A 21,739-nucleotide genomic window follows, 5' to 3' on the forward strand; every position below is an offset into this window, starting at 1 on the left:
ATTACAATTCACCTTTAACCTTGGTCGGTGAGACCTCATAGAGTTGAAGTGAAGAGAATACCAGCTCCGTATTTTCGGCATGAGCAGAGATGCCCTTGGAATCCACATCAGGATAGATCAGATCCGTAATAACCGCCTGACCATCATTTGCAAATACCTCCACAGATGAATGATCTACAAAGATACGCAAAGAGTGATTCCCGCTCACCGCTTTTAACTCAGCTGTATGGCGGCCCAGGAAATGTTCATGAAACTCGCCGCTGCCCGATCGACTACGGTCAACATATACTTCACCTCGGATCGAGTCTACACCAACGACGGTCTCGTGATCTGCGCCGCTTCTTAGCGCAAAATGGAACGACTGATCCTGAGCCCACTCTGCATGGATCTCATAGTTCACTAGTTGCAAAGCGTTCAACTGCTCACTCACTTGCTGAATCGAAGCATCCTGTAGGGACAATACTGGCGTACGGGCTTGCTCAAGTTCACGTACAGGACGTTGAATCAGTATTACTTCTCCTGCTCTTGTCTCAAGTGTAAGCTCCCGGGCAATGGTCATGGCTCCACGGTAATCTTCGGTTGGCGTCTGGTTGGCATACATCCAGTTGCTCATCCAACCCATGAACAAGCGTCTGCCATCTTCAGCCGGAATGTCGGACCAACTCACGCCCGCGTAGTTATCCCGGCCATGGTCAATCCAACGAATCATGTGGGATGCCTCATCTGGGACAAATGTACTTCCATCAAAATCCCCGGTGAAATATTGCGTTCTGGAGCCTTCTATACAAGCAGGATCTGCACCAATGCTGACGAGCATTACCCACTTCTCCTGCCCAATTTCTCCATCCACTGCAAGTGGGAACAGGTCCGGACATTCCCACACACCATCGTGTGAACCGATCCCGGCGCCAAATTCACTTCCAAGTTTCCAATCCTTCAGATTGGGAGAACGATACAGACATACCGTTTGACCACATGCGATTATCATAATCCATTCCTTGGTCTGCTCATGCCAGAACACTTTGGGATCACGGAAATCAACAAAGGACTCATGCTTTAATACCGGATTACCCTCATACTTGGTCCAGGTTCTGCCACTGTCTTTGCTATACGCCAGACTCTGACGCTGAACAGGATGCTCATTCGGCACTTCCAGATGATGTGTGAAAATGGCAACCAACCCCGGCTCATCTTCGAAGAGTCCGGAAGTATTGTTCCAGTCCACCACCGCGCTGCCGGAGAAGATCATGCCATGTTCATCCGGTGCCAGAGCTACAGGAAGCTCCTCCCAAGTGACGAGATCTCGGGTTACGGCGTGCCCCCAATGCATCGGTCCCCATGTGGTACCAAACGGATGATACTGATAGAACAAGTGATACTCTCCATTGAAAAACACCATGCCGTTCGGGTCGTTCATCCACTTCTCTTTCGGTGAAAAATGGTATTCATTGCGGTAATCTTGTTGTAGAATCGTCGACATTATGGTTTCTCCTCCGTACTTTTCTTTATTGGTTATTACGGTCATATCCTGCTTGTTTAATCTGCAGCCATTCTTGCAATCCAAGGCGATCCAGCTCTTTCAGATAAGCATCCCATTCCTGATCTACTTTCCCGTTCTGATACCATTCTGTACGCAGACGCAGCACATAGGCGAACAGATCCGTCTCAATGGTGGAAAGGCGGTCGAGCTCATCGATTGAGAAGAACACGCTTGGATAGACGTTATCTGCTTTCATGTGTGGAACCATATATTTATCGAGCAGTTCCATACGCCATGCAGCATCTTCCGGTTTGGTGGTGTATTTGTCATAATAACTGTCGAGAATGGCCAATGGCCCCGCGATACTTGTCTTTTGTCTGAGTTCCACAGGTGCAGAGCCTTCCAGCGGAAGATGCTTCAACATGCCCTTGGCTTCATCGAATTCAAATATATTTTGCTGACTCTCGTCTCCATACGTACCCCAGTTGTTCTGCACAGATTGGAGCGGATCGTACAATTGGTCTACCCACTTCGCTGTGGATTCCAAATTTTTATTGCTGCTGGTAATGACCATGCGACCACGATCAAGACCGATGCCATTTGTTCTTGTGACATTAATCTCTCCATCAGGTCCGGCAATTGGAGGCAGAACATCATACGTATCATTCATGCCTGTAATGTTGGCTTTATCCCATGTGAAGTACATACCGTACTTGTTGTCCTTACCTTTTGCCAGATACGTGTTCCAATCCTGCTGATACGATTCCACATCCACGAGACCTTCCTGAACCAGTTCATGAATGTACTTAACCGCTTCCTTGTAACCTGCATCGGCTGCTGTAAAGACTACTTTCCCTTCATTCGTTACTACGGTATGATCCCAGTTCTCCCCGAGTCCAAATGCCGCAAAGAGAAATGTCAGATCTTCTCCACCTGGCTTGTTAATAAAAGACAATGGAATTTCGTCGGCCTTGCCGTTGCCGTTGGGATCTTGGGTTTTGAACGCGATCAGCACTTCTTTCAACTCTTCGGTTGTCGTTGGCATCTTCAGTCCGAGCTTGTTCAGCCATTCCACATTAATCCAGGGCATGTTATCCACTGCCTGAATTCGTTGTTTGCCACTTCCGAGTTCTTCAATCCATGGGAATGAATAGATATGTCCGTCCGGAGCTGTAATCATGCTCTTGTATTCGGGGGCTTCCTCCAGCACCTTTTGCAGATTGGGCATATATTGTTCAATCATGTCCTCAAGTGGAATGATCGCCCCGTCCTTCGCCAGTTTCAGGAGATCATAATCTCCATAACCTGCATCAAATATAGCATCCGGCAAATCACCGCTGGCTACCGCCAGATTTCTTTTCTCCGCAAACACATCACTCGTATAGTTCTTCCAGTTGATATGCACATTGGTTTTCTCTTCGAGTCGCTTGTTAATCAGCTTATCATTTGGATCAGCGGGAGCCAGCGGAGAGCTCTGTGTGATAAAATTCAATGTCACTTTGCCATCAGGTGATTGCGCCTCACTTGCCGCGCCGCCTCCACCCCCGCCACACGCGGTTAGAAAGAGCATTGCAGATAACATGGAAATGGATGCCGTTGTAACGGCTTTTCTGGACTTGTTCACTTTTTTCATAATAATGACCTCCATGAGTTGGATTGGATCAACTTACTGTATCGCAGGCTGTTCACTATTTGAGGGAACCGACCATGACACCTTTTTCGAAATACTTCTGGAAGAACGGGTACATGATGATGAGGGGCAGACTCGAAATGACAATAGCTGAATATTTAATCATCTCGGAGAGCCTTTTCAGTTCCGCCATCGCGAGTTGGTCACTGATCATGCCCGGCGCAGCCTGATTCTGAATCAGAATGGAACGCAGAACGAGCTGTAACGGATGGAGGTTCGGATTATCCAGATAAATCATCGCGTCAAAATAGGAATTCCACTGCCCAACGAACGCATAGAGGGCGAGTACAAATATGATGGGCTTCGACAACGGAATGACGATCTGGAAGAAAATCTTCATCTCGGAGGCACCATCCACGTTCGCAGCTTCCTTTAGTTCCCGAGGGACTCCTTTGAAGAAGGTTCTGGACAGGATGATGTTCCAGACGTTAACGGCTCCAGGAATGATGATTGCCCACACCGTATCCAGCATGCCGAGATTACGTATAAGTAGATAGGTCGGGATTAATCCCCCGCCGAAAAACATCGTAATGATAAAGATAATCATGAAAAAACCACGTCCTGCGAGCCTTTCATCCGACAATGCATAGCCTGCAAATATGGATACGGTCACAGTGATCAGCGCAAAGGAAACCGAGTACAGTACCGCATTAGCAAACCCCCGGATCATGGCTGGATTGGACAAAATCATCTGATAACCGTCCAGACTCCAATCCGATACATTGAAGGACAGTCCACGATTCAGTAGCACAGTGGGGTCCATGAATGAGGCGATAACAATATAAATCAGGGGAACCACCACAACCAATACAGCACAAGTGAGAAAAATGGCATTGAGTGTGAGGATCAATCGATCCATCCCCGTGTGTTTAACAACCATGGATCATACTCCTTTCCTAATAGAGGCCTTCGCCTTCATTCAATTTCTTCACGATCAGATTCACCGTCACCAGCAGAATCACATTGATCACCGAGTTGAATAATCCCACTGCCGCAGAATAAGCGTAATCTCCAGACTGTAACCCCACCTTGTAGACATACGTGGCAATAATCTCGGAGGAAGGCAGGTTCATGGATGTCTGCATCAGGTAGGCCTTCTCAAATCCAATGGACATAATGCCACCAGCTGCAAGGATAAAAACGATGGCCATAATCGGACGAATCGTTGGAAGGTCAATGTGGCGAATACGCTGAAGGAGGTTGGCTCCATCCAAATTGGCCGCATTGTGAAGCTCCGGATCAACATTGGCCAAAGCCGCGACATATATGATGGATGCCCAGCCCGCTCCGGTCCAGATATCGGACAAAATGTAGATCCAGCGGAAATATTCCGGTTCAGACATGAACATGATCGGCTGACCTGTAATCCATGTGGCGAATTGATTAATCGGTCCTGTCGGTGAGAGGAAGATGAATAACATACCCACAACAACAACAACCGAGATGAAATTGGGTGCATACAAAAAAAGCTGAATATTTTTCTTCACGCCAGCTTTACGTACCTGATTCAGCATGAGTGCCAGCAAAATGGGCACCGGGAAACTGAATATCAATCCCAAAAAGCTGAGTTTAAGCGTATTCATTAAAATGATATCGAAATTGGGTGAGGCTATAAATTTTTCGAAATGCTTTAATCCCACCCAATCACTGCCCATAATGCCTTTGATCGGACTGAAATCCTTAAACGCAATGATGGCTCCGTACATCGGAATGTACTTGAAGATAAGAGTCAAAATTAAGGCTGGTGCGAGCAATATATATAAAAAGTAATTCTTTTTAAGCTGCTGCAACCTGTGGCCATTGGCCGTCCTCACTTTCACTACCCTTCCTCTGCCCTTTTTGGTGTCCACTATGTTATCCAACATGTTACCTCCGTTCCATTCTTGAAGTTGACAATTGTTTTCGGTAAGGGCTTTCAATATTTACAATTGCCTATTTGATAATTTACAATTTAGCAGGTACTCAAGGATTTAGTCAATACATTTTGTAAAAAAACATTTGTGCATTTGATTATTTATTCTTTGCATAAATGTAAATAAAACATGCTAAAACTGCATATAATCAGCACCAATTCGGTGATATCAACATAAATATTTCTTCATAATCGCTGATATTCATCCAATCACATTACACTTGTAAAAAAATTTTGGAACAATTATAAAAATGAAATTTGCGTTTCAAATCGCAAACAAAATTGTGCATTTGTAAAGTAAAGATTGCTATTTGTTCCGTTCTATTATACATTTGACGTAGAGAAGAATATGGATGACTAATGATTAGTAGAGGTGAAGCATTAGATGGCAAAAGAAAAAATCACGATACAAGACATCGCTGATGCTTTGGGGATCTCCAGGAATACGGCTTCCAAAGCATTGAACGATAGCGGAAACATCCCAGATGACACTAGAAACCGTGTAATTAAAAAAGCAATTGAACTTAAATATAAACAGTTCGCCTATATGGAAAATGAGCATGTTCTAACCAAAGCCCCGGGCAATATCGCCTTGTTGACTGAAAACCTGCCTAATACATCTCACTTTGGTTCGTTGTTAATCAGCGGTTTGGAGAAAAGAATAAGTGCGGAGGGATATAATCTCTCGATTCATATTGTGCGTGAAGACGATCAAGATACGCTTACACTGCCCAATAACTTTGATATCGCCAAAGTAGACGGCATCATTTGCATTGAATTATTTGATCTGGAATACACTCAGCTGATTACCGATCTGGGCATCCCCACGATCTTTATCGATTGCGCTTCCAACGTATGTTATCCCGAATTCCATGCAGATCTGCTCCTTATGGAAAATGAACATAGCATCTATCATATAACCAAAAAATTAATTGAGAGCGGCTACACGAGTATTGGATTCGTCGGAGATTACAATCACTGCAAGAGTTTTAATGAACGATGGGTTGGATATCATCGGGCTATGCTCGAATCTGGGTTGCAGGTAGACCTATCCCATTGCATCCTGGATAATGATCGGCTCTGCTTCTCCAAGCCAGGATGGTTAAACCAGCGGGTCGCAGAGTTGAATTCCCTACCTTCCGCTTATGTGTGTGCCAACGATTTTCTTGCCGTCGATCTGATCCGTGCTTTGAAAGCCAGAAATGTTTCCGTTCCACAGGATGTTGCGATATGCGGATTCGACAATGCACCTCAATCCCGAATTATTGAGCCTGCATTAACGACGGTTCACATTTACAGCAATGAGATGGGCATTAAAGCTGCGGAAATGCTGTTATCCCGGATTAATAATCCAAAACAGCCCTATCAGGTCTCGCATATTATGACCACCCCCATCATCAGGGAGTCTACGCCAGCAATCATGGCCGATCCTTCTCAGATGGTTCATAGTTCTGCAAAATAAAAAAACGTATGTCTCACGAGCAACAACTCGTGAAGCATACGTTTTTTTGTTGGTTTCGACTTGGCTGGATGGAAACTCTATCCTATCCAGCGCGGCCTAGAATAGAAATCATCTCGCGATTAGATTTCTTTCAAGATGCCTTTTACCAAACCAATAAAGGTTGTTTTCACTTGGGCAGCCACTTCAATGACTTCGTCATGACTTAACGGCTGATCCAGAATGCCACAGGCCATATTGGTCAGACAGGAGATGCCCAGTACCTTCATACCGCCATGGATGGCAACGATGGCTTCAGGTACCGTAGACATCCCCACTGCATCCGCACCCATCGTACGAATCATGCGAATCTCTGCTGGTGTCTCATATGCCGGACCACTCCACCATGCATAGACACCTTGCTGCAGACCAACATTTTGCTCTTCTGCAACCTTAAGCGCAATGCTGCGAAGCTCGCGATTGTATACCTGTGATACGTCCGGGAAGCGCACACCCAGTTCAGCATTATTCGGTCCCATCAACGGGTTGTTGCCCACCAAGTTAATATGATCTGTAATCAGCATCAGTTGTCCCGGCTCAAAGCTTGTGTTGATGGCTCCGCAGGCATTCGTGATAATCACTTGTTCAACACCCAACGCTTTCATAATGCGCACCGGGAATGTCACTTCGTCCAATGTAAAACCTTCATAATAATGAAGGCGGCCTTTCATCGCTACAACCGTTTTGCCCATCAGTTCACCAATAACCAATTCATTGGCATGACCGATGGCTTCCGATTGCGCGAAATACGGAATATCTGTATACGGAATAACGGTCGCATTTTCAATCTCGTCCGCGAGCGCTCCCAATCCTGAACCCAGAATCATGCCTACGGCAGGTTTGGTATGGATTCGGTTTAATATGTAATCTCTTGCTTCCTGAATATGTGCGGATTGATGCATAATGATATCCTCCTGATGATCTGAATTGAGTTAATGAGGTCTTACTTATCAAGTGTAATGAACAATGGTCCTGATGTAAATGGAAGCTGTTCTATCTACAATAAAAAAACGAGCCTGTGCTCCAGAATCGCGTAAACCCTTGGTCATATCCTATTCCAATGTATATTTGTTTTTACTTTTCATGTAATCGATTGTCATGATCAGCAACAGCATGAATGTAGCAAACATCAACGGTTTGGCAAAAGTGCCCTCTTCAAAGATATAATAACTAAATGTAAAGTTTCCGGCAAAAGTAATTAAATAGTTACGGATGTAATCCATCTTCTCATCTCATTTCAGGACAGAATTTGGTCGCCATTTCTTACCTTACCCTATCATATATTTCCATATAAAACCATATTTTGATTTAGCTACGAATATGGTGTTCAATCACGCACGAGATAGCCTTACTGTATAATCTATATTGAGTACAGCAAAAAATCGGCCACATCGTGACCGATTCTCTCCACTTACCTGATGTTCAGGACATAGGATTAATGATGCGCCAAAATGATTCCTTAGGCTGCAACTGTTGATCAAATACAAAAGGCCAGTTTTTGCGTCCACGTACCGGAAAATGGTCCAACCAGGTGTAATTGTCCGCTACTCCCCAGAACGTCACTGAGGTAATGGATGATTTATACTCACGGAACAGCTTGAAGATCTCTTCATAACGACGCTCCTGTAGCTCAGCCATCTCCGAAGTTGGTGCAGTGAGGTCCGTTCGACGATCCTCGTAAGGAAACACGGATAGATCCAGCTCGGTAACATGCAGCTGCACATCCAGTGAAGCATAGCGCTCAATCGCCATTCGGATATCCTCAATTGAAGGGCCTTGAATATTCCAATGCCCCTGCAACCCAATCCCGTGTACAGGCGCTCCCTTATCCAATAAAGACCGAACCAGATTGTATATTTTCTCCCGTTTGACCGGATCTATCTCGTTATAATCATTATAGAAAAGCAGAGCATTTGGATCAGCTTCATGAGCCATGCTGAATGCTTGCAGCAAATAATCGTCTCCCACTAGCTGCAACCACTTTGTGTCCCGCATGAATAAGTCGGTTTTGTCTTCAATTGCTTCATTGACAACATCCCACGCATATATTTGCCCTTTATATCGACCTACTACCGTATCAATATGTTGCTTCAAGCGGGATAATAACAATTCTCTGGAAGCGGGAGCACCCGAACTATCCTCGAAAACCCATTTCGATGTCTGATTATGCCAGACCAAAGTATGTCCCCGAACCGCAATTCCGTGGGCAACGGCAAAATCAACAAGTTGATCCGCAGCCTCAAATGTATAACGATCCTCTTCTGGATGAATCTCTTCGAATTTCATCTGGTTTTCAGCTGTAATGCTATTGAAGTGTTTGGTGATAAATTCCCCTTCGGACTGCAACATTCCGGTATGTACAGCAGCACCTATTTTGAACGCATTCGCGTACGCAGCATGTAGCGATGGAATTTCTGTTGGCATTTACAATTCCTCCCTGCCCGTTTTTATCCATCATACCGTCTATTGAATACGCTTACAATGAACAAATTATACTTCTTCCCCCTCATATTTAACTATTTATCGTCACGGGCCCTGTTCTTTCGCAAAACAAAAACACCTCCACGTTTGTTCCACTGCTCACTGCAACAGAACTCTTCTTGGAAGGTGCTATGTGATCGTAATGTTCATTTAAATTCAACTGGTATAGGAAGTAGTATGAAAAGTTACAGCTTGTCCACCTGTAACAAGGTCACCTGTTTCACTGTACATGCCGGGTTAATTTGCTCCTCAGAGAGAATGTTCAGTTTGATGAGACTTTTCAGCTTATGGCTGTCCACCTTGGACAACAATCGCCAGATATCCGGGTCAGGAAGAGAAGCATACAACTTCTGATCATCGTATTCCTTCCGGTGCTGAAGCACCGTTTTCACCGTGTAACCACCAACCTGCGTCTCATAAACCCCTTGTTCTGCACAATATGCAACGATCTCATCTCGTAGTACAGACAACTGTTGCTCAATATCTTTTTGCTGCTGTTTCAATTCAAAATAGGTTTGTACTTTCTGTTCCATAACGATCACGCTCCTCTGTTATCATAGGTATGCGTGGATCGCTAATTTAGGACAGGCTGTTTATTTTATTTGCAAAAAAATGAGCTGATTCTCATGAAATGGCATACTGTCGTCACCGATATTCCTTGACTATGATTACAGCAGATGTTCATTCAAATATGGATTATGGACAGCCATGCTGTAAACCCTTTCCATGACATCTGGCCCCATGGGCACATCCCCAACGCGCCTTAATAGAATCCAGCGCAGACAAGCTATTGCTCCAAAAATCTGTTCCTCTTCCAGCGTGTACACATCACTCGCAGCACGTGCAAATTGAGCGCGATACATCTCGCCGTAACTTTCCCCATTATAGATGGTGATAAGAAAAACAGACCATGCGATGTCATACCTTGAGTCGCCGTACTGCCCATTGGTCCAATCAATAATGGTGTAATTGCCGTCCATTTCAAGAATGTTTCCCAGATTATAATCGCCATGAATCAGACATTCCTGTCTGATCTGAGCATGCTGAATCAAGTTTGTGAGATGCTCATGAATATCTTCATGTAATTCGATCTGAGGAAAGAAGTATTGAACAAAATCAGTCCTGGATATGTATTCTCCATCTTCTCCAACACCCACTTCATTCACCGGATAACGATGGACCTCCATTAATCGCTCAGCCAAATGTGTCAGTTTGGTTTGTGTTAATTGGGTTACTGGCTCTCCATCATAGCTCGTGAGCAGCACTTGATTCTGTTGATCGTCCAATCCCCAACCATACGGCTTAGATACACGAATTCCACTTTGATAAAGCTTGGACAATAATCGATATTGTTTGGCGATACCTGGCTTGGAATCCTTGTCCCAGACCTTCAATACATACCGCTGATCATCTATTTCGAATCTCATCACAGTCGCTTCCATTCCCGGTGCCAAAGGAACGAACTGAACCTCCTGATCAGTCACCTGCTGGACACACTCATCAAGATGTATCCAATCCACTTGGGCAAGTTGGATCGTCAACGGTTCCCCCTCCTTCATGGTATGACCACCTCTCAGTTTATTCAGGTACAATCAGGCCTTTGCCAATGACATTGGCGGATACCGGCTGCTTGCCCAATTCTCTGGCCCATACCGATAGCTGCCCCATATGGTGAATCTCATGGGCGATCACATGTTGCATGACTTCTCCCCATGAATATGTATCAGGCTTTCCTGCCGAGCGAGAATCGATATAAGCTCTTTTTCCAATACTCGGCTCCCATGCTGTAACAAATGCCTCCACATCCGGACGTAATCTGCGATCCAATTGTCTTACCGCCTCAAGGTTCTGGTAGTTTGCAAAATTTTCGGCATCATCCGGTTTACCCTGAAGTAACTGAAGCCAGCTCCACTCTACATCAATGATATGAAACAACGTTTGTAATATGTTACCTACTCCGCCCGTACGAGCCCGAAGCAATTCTTCTTGCGGTACATCTTCACACCAGGCATACCATTGCTCACGCACGATCCAGTTGTAACGAAAGAAAGTTTCCATTGGTATATTCCCCTTTTCATTTGTGCTTTCAGAGAGATTTGATCAATTCTGTATTGGCAAAGGTATCATTAGAATGTTCAAGATCACCATAAATTCCGCTGATCTGATTGAATCCGGATTTGATCCAGAAGCGTAATGCAGGCCAATTTTTGAGCGCCACGTTAATTCGAATTTCCTTGTAACTTAGCTCGGAACAATGGAGAGTCAGTGCCTGAATTAATTCTTGTCCGTATCCCTTCTTCTGGATCTCACTCTGAATATACAGAAACTCAAGATATAGCGAATCGTCAGAAGGATAACCGTGGTACACACTTAACAAACCAATGTTGCGATCATCCTCAGCCTTACGAATGGTTTGAATTCGATAGTTCTCCATTCTCCCTTCTGGAGGAAGGTGGCCTTCTTGAAAACATTTTTTCACATAATCCAGATCATGCTCTCGTCCATCCCATTGATGCATGTATCGACTGGTATCATAAATCGACTGAAGTTCAGGAATGTCGGACTCTTTCACGTCTGAAATCATGAGCCTGTCTGAGTTCCATTCTACTGGAAGTTGTTTCATCGTCATCACTCCATCTTTACGTTCTAGCAAATTTCTTTTTTATATACAAGATTACATGAATACCTGCATAAATAAACAGGACATTGAACAAATATAGAAGTACATTTAAATGAATGCCAGATATAAACCAGATTGTTCCGTCCGAGTTGGCATAATGATAATCCGTAAAGAATCGGATCGGGAAACCATACTCTGTTCGGAGCGGTCCATCATCTGTATATAAAGTTCCAGGAATACATATGATGGCTAATACAGCAAGCCAGGCTGATAGATTCATTATTCTTTTGTTAATCGCCAATACTTCTCCTCCTGACGAATCAATTTAATTCAACTCTTTCTTCTTCGCAACTTTAACAAAACTTCCAATCCCATATCAATCAATACAAATAGAATGGCAGCAAGAATGCCAAATAAGGTCATGCCTGACGTCTCTTTGAAATTCAGTATTTCTTCTCCTGCGCCCATGACCACATAATAAATATACATACCTAGAACTCCAGCACATGCATAACCCAATATCCTCGTACTTAGATACAACACATGATTGACGAATTTTATTCGGAGGAGCAGATCGTCCAGCAATATCGATAAAGGTAACCCGATCAATAGGATCAGCAGAGTTGCGTATACCAGATAAATAATAATGTAAAAATCAAAACTGTAGGATTCATTCATTGATATGAGACTTGCAGCCAAAGTAAAACAAATGATGGTTAGAACGGTTGTTATCAGCTTTCTTTCCATGCTCATGTGATCACTCCAATAGAGTTATCTCTATTCATTGGATGTGCTCATGCATCAGATTTTGCCGGTTGCCATCCAATTTCTTGAGACCAAATATGCGCTTTCTGTAATATGCTCCACACCGTCGGTCCTTTTCCTTCAACATACTTGGGACGCTGATCTTTATACAATGACATGAGTCTGTGCTTTTCTTCCGCATATTCCAGACAATCTTCTGGATGCTCCCTTAAATAGTCTCTGAACAGCAAGGTCATTTGCTCCGAGAAACTGCCTGCCTGTCTAACGTGTACATGTGTCCTTCTGCTTCCAGGTTCTTCACGAAAGTAACGTTTAGTCTGATCCTGATTTTCTGCTCTGAATACAAATCCGACGCTTTCGATCTCACGCTGGTAGTCCAACAGATTTTCAACATTGGAAACAGATACCTGTATATCGATAATGGGTTTAGCGTCCATTCCGACAATTGAAGTGGACCCCACATGATCAATCCGTACAGCCTTTTCGCCTAACGCTGCTCTTAATTTCGAACCCGTTTCCAGAAACAAATCACGCCATGCCGGATCATACTTTGCAATTCTCCATTGATCCTCCATACAACGCCTCCTTGGTTATCCAATCAAGCTTTATAATTAAATAACACGTTCTTTCAACTTTTTGTTACATGTAAATTATTTAGCGATACCATATAGAGATCATGCAAAATCATCATTGTTTATCCCCAGTTCGATTTGTTTCCTGGATTCAATCATGTATTCGTACACATCATCAATTTCTGCTATACCTGTAATATTCTCTTTTAGCAGTTTAATAATTAGATTATTATCACACTCTCTCATCCTTATATCTTTCAAATAGTTATCATTATAGTCGTTTATAAAATCTGATTTATGCTTATAAAATTGAAATCTTTCCAAAATATATATTTCCTTAAGATTAATAAATAATGCTACAAAATCCTTAAAGTTTCTGGCCACTAAAGTTACTTGATTACCAAACGCCGTAGGTTGGATAAAGATAACTGGAGCTTCTTCCAAATCACTAATGGATCTATTAAACGTAAAAAAAGCAAAATGGTCACCATCTGCCCCTGTTCTTCCAAATATGATGGCATCATCTGGCGTACAATAGTATCTATCATCGTCATTGTTAAAACTAATATAAAAACCCATATAATCTTGAAGGGTTCCATCATGTTTTTTACGTAATTCTTTATCTATTCGAACGATGCCTTCTAAGGATTCTGGCATTTTATAATGTACTTCCATGTTTACATACCTCTCTTCTATTGGCATTTATTAATAGATCTATTTCTATATTTTGACACAAATTAAAAAAAAGAGAAGGACCCTAGGGCCCTCCTCTTCACTTCTTAGTGATATTCACACTTGAAATTGGTAAACTCCGCTGAAGCTTCTTCACCCGTCGCGTACAATCCAATAAGTACGCCTGTAAAACCTCCAGCCACTTCCGAGGATAGGTATCTCGTCTGTGCCGTGCCTAGCAGAATCTCTTCACCATCTGCTAGAAACAGGAAACTATATCGTTCCTGACTTGAGCGGATCAACAGCGTTGCATGCTGTTTATTTCCCAGATCCACTTCATGTTCAATCGATTTGATATCCCCGATATTCAGACGCTCGATCACCCTATAGCCATCCTGCTCCTGACGAATAGCCACTTCATAATGATGATTTTCATCCATATAGATGGTGATACCGGCTTCTCGACTTGTTAGACTAACATCGACTGAAATCGTGGCATTAAAGTCTTTCTGGCGTAACCCGATGAACGTCGGAGATGCCGGAATGTCCAGCGTTACATCGGTTCCTGTTAGCGTAAGCTTGTCACATTCAAGCTGATAATGCTCTGTATTCGGATGACGAAGGTAACACCAGTCGAGGCTCCAGTCGGTATTTTCAAACGTATAATGCTTCTTATCCTGCTGGATCACTGTGTCCGGGATACGTTTAGTCTCAAAACTCGTCAGTGTTGTACCCTCATGCCCGGCTGTAAACCATCCATCTTCATCAAACGTAATCGGAGTCAGAAATACTTCTCGGCCCAGATGATGGTACGTAGCCCATCTGCCAATCTGTCGGAATCCCAGGTGAAAGAGCCACCAGTTCCCCCGATCATCCTGAACCAGATCACCATGCCCCACACCCTGGAGCTCATAACCGCCCAGATTGCGATTGGTTAGAACCGGATTGTGCTTATAAGCCTCGAATGGACCTGAAGAAGAAGTACCCCGAGCATACGTAACCATATGCCCATATTCGGTGCCACCTTCGGCTGCAAGCAGATAATAGTAGCCGTTCATTTTATACAGATGCGGACTTTCCAGATATCGTCCACCTGTTCCGTTCCAGATGGTCCGACCTGGCGTCAATTTCCGGCCAGTTTCAATTTCAATCTCACACTGGACAATTCCTCCAACGCCTTGATCATCAACCCCGTTACTCATAAACAAGGTCTTTTCATCTTCAAAATACAAATCCGGATCAATTCCACCTTGATCCACATAGATAGGTTCAGACCACTCTCCGTAGATATCGTCTGTCCATACATAAAAATTCTGATGCGTCGTATCGTTGGTTGTCACCATATAAAATCGTCCGTTATTGTACCTAATGGTGGGTGCAAATACCCCGCCGGAACTGTTCACGGTGTCCAACTGAATTTGGCTTTTACGAGTGAGGCAATGACCAATCTGCTTCCAATTCAGCAAATCCTTGCTTTCAAAGAGCGGTACGCCCGGAAAGTATTGAAAAGAACTGCACACCATGTAGTACGTGTCGTGCACCTTAATCACACTAGGGTCTGGATAGAAACCTTTTACAACAGGGTTATTGTATCTCATTACTCCACTCCATCTCTTATTTAAAATTCACAAATATAAGAATCCAACTTCGTAGCAACTAAAAAAATTAAACACTATTGGCGATTAACTTGCAATGAATCTGGATTGCATCTTCGGACTAATTTCATTAAATTAATATATATGTGATTTTAGTAGATTGAGAGTAGGGAGTTGTTGTACAGATGATCAAAGCAAATGGAGAGCCTCGGTTCATTCCTTTATATGAGGCGCTGGCAAGCGAAGTCAGATGGAGAATCATGGATATGATTGCAGATCGTGAAATGAATGTGAAGGATATTGCCGCAGCATTAGAGCTTAGCCCCTCCATTGTCACGATGCACATTCGTAAATTGGAGGATGCGGGGCTCATTGGGAGCAGACGCGTTCGGATCAACGGAGGGACACACAAGTTATGTTACCTCAAGCAAAATCAGATTGAGATCGAGCTGCCATCCGCTAGTCGGACTTCACGAACCAGAGAGCAGACGATATCCGTCGGGCACTATACTGCTTTTGATATCCAGCCTACTTGTGGGCTAGGGACACTTGAGAAAGAGATTGGCGTGTGGGACGATCCCCGCTACTTCCTGGATCCTGAGCGGGTACACGCTGCAATTTTGTGGTTTGGAAAAGGTTATGTTGAATATAAAACATCTAATTTTGTTCTTCCGGACGAGAATACAGATGCGATAGAGATCTCGATGGAACTGGCATCTGAAGCCCCGGGATTACGGGATCATTGGCTGTCAGATATTCAATTCACCTTTAACGGTGTTGCGCTTGGAACGTGGACGAGCCCTGCCGACTTCGGCAGGGCAGCGCGCGGCAAGTATACGCCAGAATGGTGGCATCGCAATGTGAATCAGTATGGATTATTGAAGACCATCCGCATTGATACCTCCGGTACTTACATGGATGGAGAGCGGATGTCTGACATTACACTTGCAGATATTAAGCTGGACGAGCCGTTCTGGACGCTTCGATTTACAGTTGACGAGAAGAGCCCCAACGTTGGGGGATTAACGATCTATGGTGCCGGTTTTGGTAATCACGATCAAGATATTGTTATTCGTGTATTGGGTTGATTTTTTTCACCTAATCGATTAACTTGATTTTCTCAAAAACATTATATTTCTCCAGATCTGAAGTAATTGCATAAGGCAGGTAATGATATAATTCAGATCTGGTTGCCCACTTGTATTCAATATGTTCTTCTGAAAGATTCACTTGATGATCTTTGGTTCTGCACAAATACATTTGAAGAATGAGCTGTCGATGAGGATGGGTAAAGAACGTACTAGTATCAGTTTATGTTTGGAACCATTTCCTCAATTGATTAATATGAGCTTGATGATAACGGTTATGGTCAGCCATGTGCCATAATCCCCAACGGATCGTAGCTTGCTTTTCGTTCTGATGTCCAAAAGTAACGACTCGGTCTAGATCAGCATCCGCTAAATGTGCGCATGTCTCTTTTAGAAGGGTTAGTACACTCTCATGTTGAGAGATAAGTGTGTCACGTGCCACACCTTGAACCAGCGGGAGTCTATTATTCGCATCGATCATAGGGCCATATTGCTCTATTAAACGCTGAGGAAGGACTGCTCCCTTTATTCTATAAACCCAATTTATATCAACGAACGTAATATGTCGGATTAATTGAGCTGTACTATTAAACTGGTTGTGTTCCCCTCTGTAATCTACCTCTTCTTGCGACATACCTTCTGTAATTGATTTAAGTCGTTGGCTATTTTCTGTTACAGCGGATAATAACATCCCCACAACAGGTGCCATATTGGCTTCCCCTTGTAAATCATAAATCATACACATCCCCCTCCTTTACCTTCGCTCTTTCAATAAGTCCTTTATTTCTCTTAACTCTGATAATATTTCTTTTGTATGCTGACTATTTTTTGAGTTATCCATTCCAACTTTCACAACATAAATACCGAGGAACAGATAAACTACCAACATAATGATCATTCCCATGTGCATTTCTCCTTCCCAAAGTAGCAGCACATTGCTATGAACGATGACTACCGTCTATATTTTCTCTTTCCAACTGATTCCCGTGAAATGCCTTCAAAATAAAAGCCCGATCCGGAACGTTCAACCGTTCATACGACTGCAGATACTCTCTGTTGTCATATGGAACGCCAATGAATTTCACATCAATCTTCCCCTCTTGGAGATCCACGACTCCGTATCTGGCAATGGCAAGATCATTACAGCCTAAAGCTCCCGGGTTCATATAGATTCGTTGATCTGTCTTGTAATAATGAAGAATGTGATGATGACCAAAACAAACCAAATCATGGGCCGTCCCCTGATACTTCGCGTCCAATTTGGTTCCAGATGATTCTTTATCGATGGCATCCAGCTTGTCATTGCTCATATGATAGTGAGTCAAAAGGAACTGACGTCCTTCGACCTCTTTTTCAACAAATTTTGGTAGAGCCTGAATTCTCTTGATCGACTCTGCATTTAGATGTTGACCTATCCATTCATGGTGTTCAGCCATGCCTTTGTGCCCTTCTAATGGTCCCTTATTTTGGAGCAAACTCAATACGGCCTCTTCGTGATTCCCTGAAATCGCTATCATATTTTTGCGGCTGTACAACATCTCAATCACTTCATTAGAGTAAGGGCCAATGCCGATCATATCTCCCAAACAAAATGTATGCTCTATGTCTCCTCTGGAATCCATATCAGCCAATACCGCTTGAAGCGCAGGAACATTGCCATGAATATCGGTTAAGATGGCCACCTTCATTGAGACTCCTCCTCTGGAATGTACATCGTCTGAATCTCCTGTACTCCCGGAATAAAGCCCAGATTCAGATACACGGACTCCGCATCATTTCCTTGCATCACATACAATCGCAGCACGGGATATCTACCCTTAAGCTCATTCAAAGCTCTCTGTAACATCAGTGTAGCAAGCCCTCTGCCTCTATACGCCGGTCGAACCCCTATACTATATACGGCAGCCTGATTATCCTGCAAACAAAGACGACAGTTGGCAATAAGCTGCCCCGTCTCCTTATCGTATACAAGTGTAGAGGCCTGAGTTAGGATCTCATTCGTATAATTAGGGTCATCGCTTGGGATAAAATCTGCAAGAGTGGTATGTTTTCTTCGTGTAGCTTCAAGACTTCCTGCAAAACTCTCCAGGTCACATTGGGCAATTTCATCTTCATTCACATATGTTCTGGTGCCGGTTTCACTTTCAATAATTTCTGGATTCTTCACCGTTACCCTGCTGTCCCATTCGATGTCAAAATGATCTGTAGGCCGCTGCATCCAGCGACATCTGAACTCCACTGGCCAGAATCCGGCTCTTGCGTATAGATCGACTTGGTCTGGAAGAATCTCAAAGGTCAGAATTCGTTTCGTGCGATCCGACCACTGTACTAATGTATGCTTCAGCAGTTTCAATACCTCAAAGCACTGCTGGAATGGCGGGATAAAAAACAAATGATACATCCGGTTAGGCTCCATTCTCACGCCACCTATTTTGCTTTCCCCCTTGTAAATCCAGTACGCACTGATCTTGGAAGAGCTGAACTCTTCTTCTCTGAAAAATCCGACATAACGCATATCATAATAAACCGTGCAAAATAATCCCCATTCGGCAAAATCAGCTCTGCGAATCGAATATTCATCTGACAGATCATATTGAAGTATATCTATGGACCATTCCGTTAAACTCATATGTCATTCCTCCTCAATTCTAATTACATGTACAGCAATTAAAGAACCTTTCTATATGCCACCCCGTGAACATGAATTAACAAATGCTCCGCTTCCAAACGTTCGAATAAATCCAACATGTCCTTAAACGCATTCTCGAAATACGAAGTCAGGTATGCAAGCTCTGGCGTTGTTTTGATAAAATTGTAAAAAAAGTAGGGGTCCATGTTGCCCACATCCGCTGGACTACCAAGGAAAACCTCCAATGTCTGCCCTGTTTCGGTATTCTTGAACATACAGTGCTCGCCATGAACATCAAAATACCAGTTGCCCGTTAATTCTTCTTCTCCATGGATTACATCTGCGTTGGTCAGCATATCGTAAGCACCTGCAAGAATTGCCGCCCGATCTGGCTGATCCGTTTCCAATATCAGTTGGTCGATCAATTGCCGCGCAATTCTCTTGTACATATCCATTGCCATTAATAATTCTTCCGTAATTTCCTGTGTTATTGATTTCATCATTTCAGATCCTTTGCCCTTTCCAATGGGAATTAACTGCTCGACCTTGAGGTTAGCAAAGATACGATAACGTATCCAAAAAGTTGAACCGTAAATACAATAGCGACAAACTCAACCATCATGCTGTTCGCTGCATTGAAATCATTCACAAGATCCACAAAGATCTTTCCCGGTCTGGATAATACATCCCATGAATTCCAACGATTAAATCTGCCAATGTAGACCCCTATACTGCTTAATAGCAGAATAACGCCTACAATTATCATGCTAATGTACTTATTTATTAATTTATTTAACATGCCTTGGATTTGAATGATCGAACATGTCGAGAGCAGCAATCCGATGATCGCTACGACAAACGTCAGGGTGAGTCCATACCAAAAATCAATATTAACCCAAAATCTGACCTCCCCTTGAGCATCAAAATATCGGAATGAGTGCAGGATCTCTGTAAAAAGGTAGGCCGCATTGGGCAGAAAAAAGAGCCAAACTGCACACATCAACCACATACATATAACACTCGTTGTGGTTACTTTCTTATGAAATATGTATCTAATGCAGGATGAGATAATGAATGGCACCCATGCCAGGAGCATATCCCAACTTAAAAAGCGATACATATTCGTATCTGTTTGGGCCCGTAAATACATCACAACACCTAAACAACAACAAGTAGCCACAAGCAAGGTAACGATGAATCGGGGATCTTGCACCGGATGTTTGTTATCTTTCATTTCTTTGCTTCTACGTCCTTTTCCTTGATGATGTTATACGTTATAAATACTTTTTAAATGCCTTGCTGGATTCTCCGTCGTACCCCAATTTCGTATAAAAGTGATGTGCTTCATGTCTGGATGATCCACTAGTAAGAAATACCTTCATACAATTTTTCTGCACACATATGTTTTCCACATACTTCATCAATTCAGATCCATATCCCTTGCTCTGCACATGTTCCGTAACAATAACCCGCTCAACGACGCCGAATGGTCTATTTTCCACCAAAGCATCCAAACAAATATGTAAATGAGCCGTGCCGATCACCTGATTACCCAGTTCATACACGAACAAGAAACTGTTGGGATTATTCCGAACTTCTTCAATACGCTCTGCAAGCACCTTCGTGTTCAGGTTGTTCGGCAATAATTCTCTATACAGTCTCTCGATAACCTCTGCATCCCTAGCCTCTGCCTCTCTAATCATCAGAGCTTGCCTCCCCGTTACCTCACTTGATAACTTAAAATGATATCCCCGTTGTCCTCGAATTCACCCGTGTCCTGAAATCCGCAACGCTTATACAGCGCATTAGCCGCGATGTTATGAGGAACATGGGATACCCTGATTTGCTGGCAATCACTTCTATCTTGCAACATACGAATCACTTCCTGAATAGCAAGTTTACCGTAGCCCTTCCCCTGATACTTCTCATCAATCATGAAGCGCAGAATCCAGTAATACCCGTCATTGTAGACCTCATTATCAAATAAAATAAAACCGACCATCTGATCCTCTGCGAAAATGCCATATGGTTTGGACGTAATTTCCTTTGTCGCATGAATCAATGAATCCGCATTGCTAGCTACCAAATCCAGCTGATCTTCCCGTGGTTTAAGGTGCATGCACTCGAGTTCATTATCTTTGGTTATAGGTTGTAACTTCACTCGCTCCATACCTACCATCCTCTCTCCTTGAAGCTTATCACTAGATTTTCTTGATCAATATAATCTCCAAAGGTTGTGTATCCAGCAACAGAGCCCCTGCGTCAACATACCCCAGCTTTCGATAGAAATGTTGGGCATGTTCGTCTGACTGCGTTGAAGTCATTACGGTATCGAAGCCTTGTTGCTTCATTAGATTTTCCCAGTGATGCACCACTTTTTTGCCAATTCCGCCGTTTCGATAGGGCTCATCAATCCAGATCATATTCATGAAGGGAAGGTTGTCCCAAAAGTAACCGTACCTCATCCATCCAATTCTTGATCCCTCGTCCTCGTTCCAGAGGATGAATATTTCTTTTTCATGAATCTTCGTTTTCACAAGTGCCTGATGGATATGCCGATCTCGATCCATGATATAGTCGAAGTCAGCTTCCGTTGCATATTCAATCTTCATTCGTTTTGCTCCCTTCATTAACTACGTCCATCATAACCCAAAATGTGGTAGTTGCGAACAGTTCCTTCCTCTTTTTTTCCCATGCCAAAAAACCACGGTTTCCCGTGGTTACACCCGCTCTATTT

The 21,739-nt window shown here is 43.3% G+C and carries 27 protein-coding genes; 2 read left to right on the forward strand and 25 right to left on the reverse strand.

Annotated elements, in window-relative coordinates; all coding sequences use genetic code 11:
* Nucleotide 1: 1 nt before the first annotated feature.
* Genes MKY85_RS22610 through MKY85_RS22625 form a run of 4 tightly spaced genes read right to left on the reverse strand, consistent with a single transcriptional unit; the run spans nt 2 to nt 5,035 of the window.
* Nucleotides 2-1,480 carry a glycoside hydrolase family 32 protein gene (locus MKY85_RS22610; RefSeq protein WP_342570806.1) on the reverse strand — a complete coding sequence of 493 codons (1,479 nt, stop codon included), beginning with the start codon at nt 1,478-1,480 and terminating at the stop codon, nt 2-4.
* A 25-nt stretch (nt 1,481-1,505) separates the two neighbouring features.
* Complete coding sequence (locus tag MKY85_RS22615; RefSeq protein ID WP_342570807.1) at nt 1,506-3,113, reverse strand: ABC transporter substrate-binding protein; 1,608 nt, start codon at nt 3,111-3,113, stop codon at nt 1,506-1,508.
* A 55-nt stretch (nt 3,114-3,168) separates the two neighbouring features.
* Nucleotides 3,169-4,050: a carbohydrate ABC transporter permease gene (locus tag MKY85_RS22620; protein WP_215076232.1), complete on the reverse strand. Its 882-nt coding sequence runs from the start codon at nt 4,048-4,050 to the stop codon at nt 3,169-3,171.
* 16 nt (nt 4,051-4,066) lie between these two features.
* On the reverse strand, nt 4,067-5,035 hold the full coding sequence (locus MKY85_RS22625; RefSeq protein ID WP_342570809.1) for an ABC transporter permease subunit: 969 nt from the start codon (nt 5,033-5,035) through the stop codon (nt 4,067-4,069).
* A 432-nt stretch (nt 5,036-5,467) separates the two neighbouring features.
* Between MKY85_RS22625 and MKY85_RS22630 the strand changes: the two genes are divergently transcribed.
* Nucleotides 5,468-6,544: a LacI family DNA-binding transcriptional regulator gene (locus MKY85_RS22630; RefSeq protein WP_342570810.1), complete on the forward strand. Its 1,077-nt coding sequence runs from the start codon at nt 5,468-5,470 to the stop codon at nt 6,542-6,544.
* Between the two features lie 119 nt (nt 6,545-6,663).
* Here MKY85_RS22630 and MKY85_RS22635 read toward each other — a convergent pair whose 3' ends face one another.
* The 12 genes from MKY85_RS22635 to MKY85_RS22690 all read right to left on the reverse strand — a co-directional run bounded on the left by MKY85_RS22635 (nt 6,664) and on the right by MKY85_RS22690 (nt 15,288).
* Nucleotides 6,664-7,482 (reverse strand): purine-nucleoside phosphorylase, encoded by an 819-nt coding sequence (locus tag MKY85_RS22635; protein ID WP_342570811.1) that lies wholly within the window; start codon nt 7,480-7,482, stop codon nt 6,664-6,666.
* 150 nt (nt 7,483-7,632) lie between these two features.
* Nucleotides 7,633-7,803, reverse strand: coding sequence for a hypothetical protein (locus MKY85_RS22640; protein WP_342570812.1), 171 nt, complete (start codon nt 7,801-7,803; stop codon nt 7,633-7,635).
* Between the two features lie 199 nt (nt 7,804-8,002).
* Complete coding sequence (locus MKY85_RS22645; protein ID WP_342570813.1) at nt 8,003-9,004, reverse strand: endo-1,4-beta-xylanase; 1,002 nt, start codon at nt 9,002-9,004, stop codon at nt 8,003-8,005.
* A 242-nt stretch (nt 9,005-9,246) separates the two neighbouring features.
* Entirely contained in the window at nt 9,247-9,594 is a 348-nt protein-coding gene (locus MKY85_RS22650; RefSeq protein WP_342570814.1) for a hypothetical protein, read from the reverse strand.
* Nucleotides 9,595-9,729: 135 nt separating this feature from the next.
* Complete coding sequence (locus MKY85_RS22655; protein WP_342570815.1) at nt 9,730-10,620, reverse strand: aminoglycoside phosphotransferase family protein; 891 nt, start codon at nt 10,618-10,620, stop codon at nt 9,730-9,732.
* Nucleotides 10,621-10,639: 19 nt separating this feature from the next.
* Complete coding sequence (locus tag MKY85_RS22660) at nt 10,640-11,119, reverse strand: DinB family protein (protein WP_342570816.1); 480 nt, start codon at nt 11,117-11,119, stop codon at nt 10,640-10,642.
* Nucleotides 11,120-11,147: 28 nt separating this feature from the next.
* The gene (locus MKY85_RS22665) at nt 11,148-11,684 is read right to left on the reverse strand and encodes a GNAT family N-acetyltransferase (RefSeq protein WP_342570817.1); all 537 of its coding nucleotides are present in this window, start codon (nt 11,682-11,684) and stop codon (nt 11,148-11,150) included.
* A gap of 16 nt (nt 11,685-11,700) precedes the next feature.
* Nucleotides 11,701-11,982, reverse strand: a complete 282-nt coding sequence (locus MKY85_RS22670; RefSeq protein ID WP_339236757.1) for a hypothetical protein — start codon at nt 11,980-11,982, stop codon at nt 11,701-11,703.
* A 29-nt stretch (nt 11,983-12,011) separates the two neighbouring features.
* On the reverse strand, nt 12,012-12,434 hold the full coding sequence (locus MKY85_RS22675) for a hypothetical protein (RefSeq protein WP_342570818.1): 423 nt from the start codon (nt 12,432-12,434) through the stop codon (nt 12,012-12,014).
* A 41-nt stretch (nt 12,435-12,475) separates the two neighbouring features.
* Nucleotides 12,476-13,021 carry a GrpB family protein gene (locus MKY85_RS22680; protein ID WP_342570819.1) on the reverse strand — a complete coding sequence of 182 codons (546 nt, stop codon included), beginning with the start codon at nt 13,019-13,021 and terminating at the stop codon, nt 12,476-12,478.
* Between the two features lie 99 nt (nt 13,022-13,120).
* Nucleotides 13,121-13,693, reverse strand: a complete 573-nt coding sequence (locus tag MKY85_RS22685; protein WP_339256853.1) for a hypothetical protein — start codon at nt 13,691-13,693, stop codon at nt 13,121-13,123.
* A gap of 104 nt (nt 13,694-13,797) precedes the next feature.
* Nucleotides 13,798-15,288 (reverse strand): glycoside hydrolase family 43 protein, encoded by a 1,491-nt coding sequence (locus MKY85_RS22690; protein WP_342570820.1) that lies wholly within the window; start codon nt 15,286-15,288, stop codon nt 13,798-13,800.
* Nucleotides 15,289-15,470: 182 nt separating this feature from the next.
* Here MKY85_RS22690 and MKY85_RS22695 point away from each other — a divergent pair, with 182 nt between their 5' ends.
* Entirely contained in the window at nt 15,471-16,373 is a 903-nt protein-coding gene (locus MKY85_RS22695) for an ArsR family transcriptional regulator (protein WP_342570821.1), read from the forward strand.
* Nucleotides 16,374-16,596: 223 nt separating this feature from the next.
* Here the strand turns inward: MKY85_RS22695 and MKY85_RS22700 are convergent, their stop codons facing one another.
* Genes MKY85_RS22700 through MKY85_RS22740 form a run of 9 tightly spaced genes read right to left on the reverse strand, consistent with a single transcriptional unit; the run spans nt 16,597 to nt 21,614 of the window.
* Nucleotides 16,597-17,112, reverse strand: coding sequence for a DinB family protein (locus MKY85_RS22700; protein ID WP_342570822.1), 516 nt, complete (start codon nt 17,110-17,112; stop codon nt 16,597-16,599).
* Between the two features lie 15 nt (nt 17,113-17,127).
* Nucleotides 17,128-17,277 carry a hypothetical protein gene (locus tag MKY85_RS22705; RefSeq protein WP_339236771.1) on the reverse strand — a complete coding sequence of 50 codons (150 nt, stop codon included), beginning with the start codon at nt 17,275-17,277 and terminating at the stop codon, nt 17,128-17,130.
* Between the two features lie 34 nt (nt 17,278-17,311).
* Nucleotides 17,312-18,061: a metallophosphoesterase family protein gene (locus tag MKY85_RS22710; RefSeq protein ID WP_342570823.1), complete on the reverse strand. Its 750-nt coding sequence runs from the start codon at nt 18,059-18,061 to the stop codon at nt 17,312-17,314.
* Complete coding sequence (locus MKY85_RS22715) at nt 18,058-19,002, reverse strand: GNAT family N-acetyltransferase (protein WP_342570824.1); 945 nt, start codon at nt 19,000-19,002, stop codon at nt 18,058-18,060. Before MKY85_RS22715 ends, MKY85_RS22710 begins: the two co-directional genes overlap by 4 nt.
* A gap of 38 nt (nt 19,003-19,040) precedes the next feature.
* Nucleotides 19,041-19,505, reverse strand: a complete 465-nt coding sequence (locus MKY85_RS22720; protein ID WP_342570825.1) for a hypothetical protein — start codon at nt 19,503-19,505, stop codon at nt 19,041-19,043.
* 29 nt (nt 19,506-19,534) lie between these two features.
* Complete coding sequence (locus MKY85_RS22725) at nt 19,535-20,236, reverse strand: DUF1361 domain-containing protein (RefSeq protein ID WP_342570826.1); 702 nt, start codon at nt 20,234-20,236, stop codon at nt 19,535-19,537.
* Nucleotides 20,237-20,276: 40 nt separating this feature from the next.
* Complete coding sequence (locus MKY85_RS22730) at nt 20,277-20,705, reverse strand: GNAT family N-acetyltransferase (RefSeq protein ID WP_342570827.1); 429 nt, start codon at nt 20,703-20,705, stop codon at nt 20,277-20,279.
* 17 nt (nt 20,706-20,722) lie between these two features.
* The gene (locus MKY85_RS22735; protein WP_342570828.1) at nt 20,723-21,172 is read right to left on the reverse strand and encodes a GNAT family N-acetyltransferase; all 450 of its coding nucleotides are present in this window, start codon (nt 21,170-21,172) and stop codon (nt 20,723-20,725) included.
* A 31-nt stretch (nt 21,173-21,203) separates the two neighbouring features.
* Nucleotides 21,204-21,614, reverse strand: a complete 411-nt coding sequence (locus MKY85_RS22740; RefSeq protein WP_339256870.1) for a GNAT family N-acetyltransferase — start codon at nt 21,612-21,614, stop codon at nt 21,204-21,206.
* Between the last annotated feature and the right edge of the window lie 125 nt (nt 21,615-21,739).

The sequence above is a fragment of the Paenibacillus sp. FSL R5-0749 genome, from assembly GCF_038595085.1.
Classification (GTDB): Bacteria; Bacillota; Bacilli; order Paenibacillales; family Paenibacillaceae; genus Paenibacillus.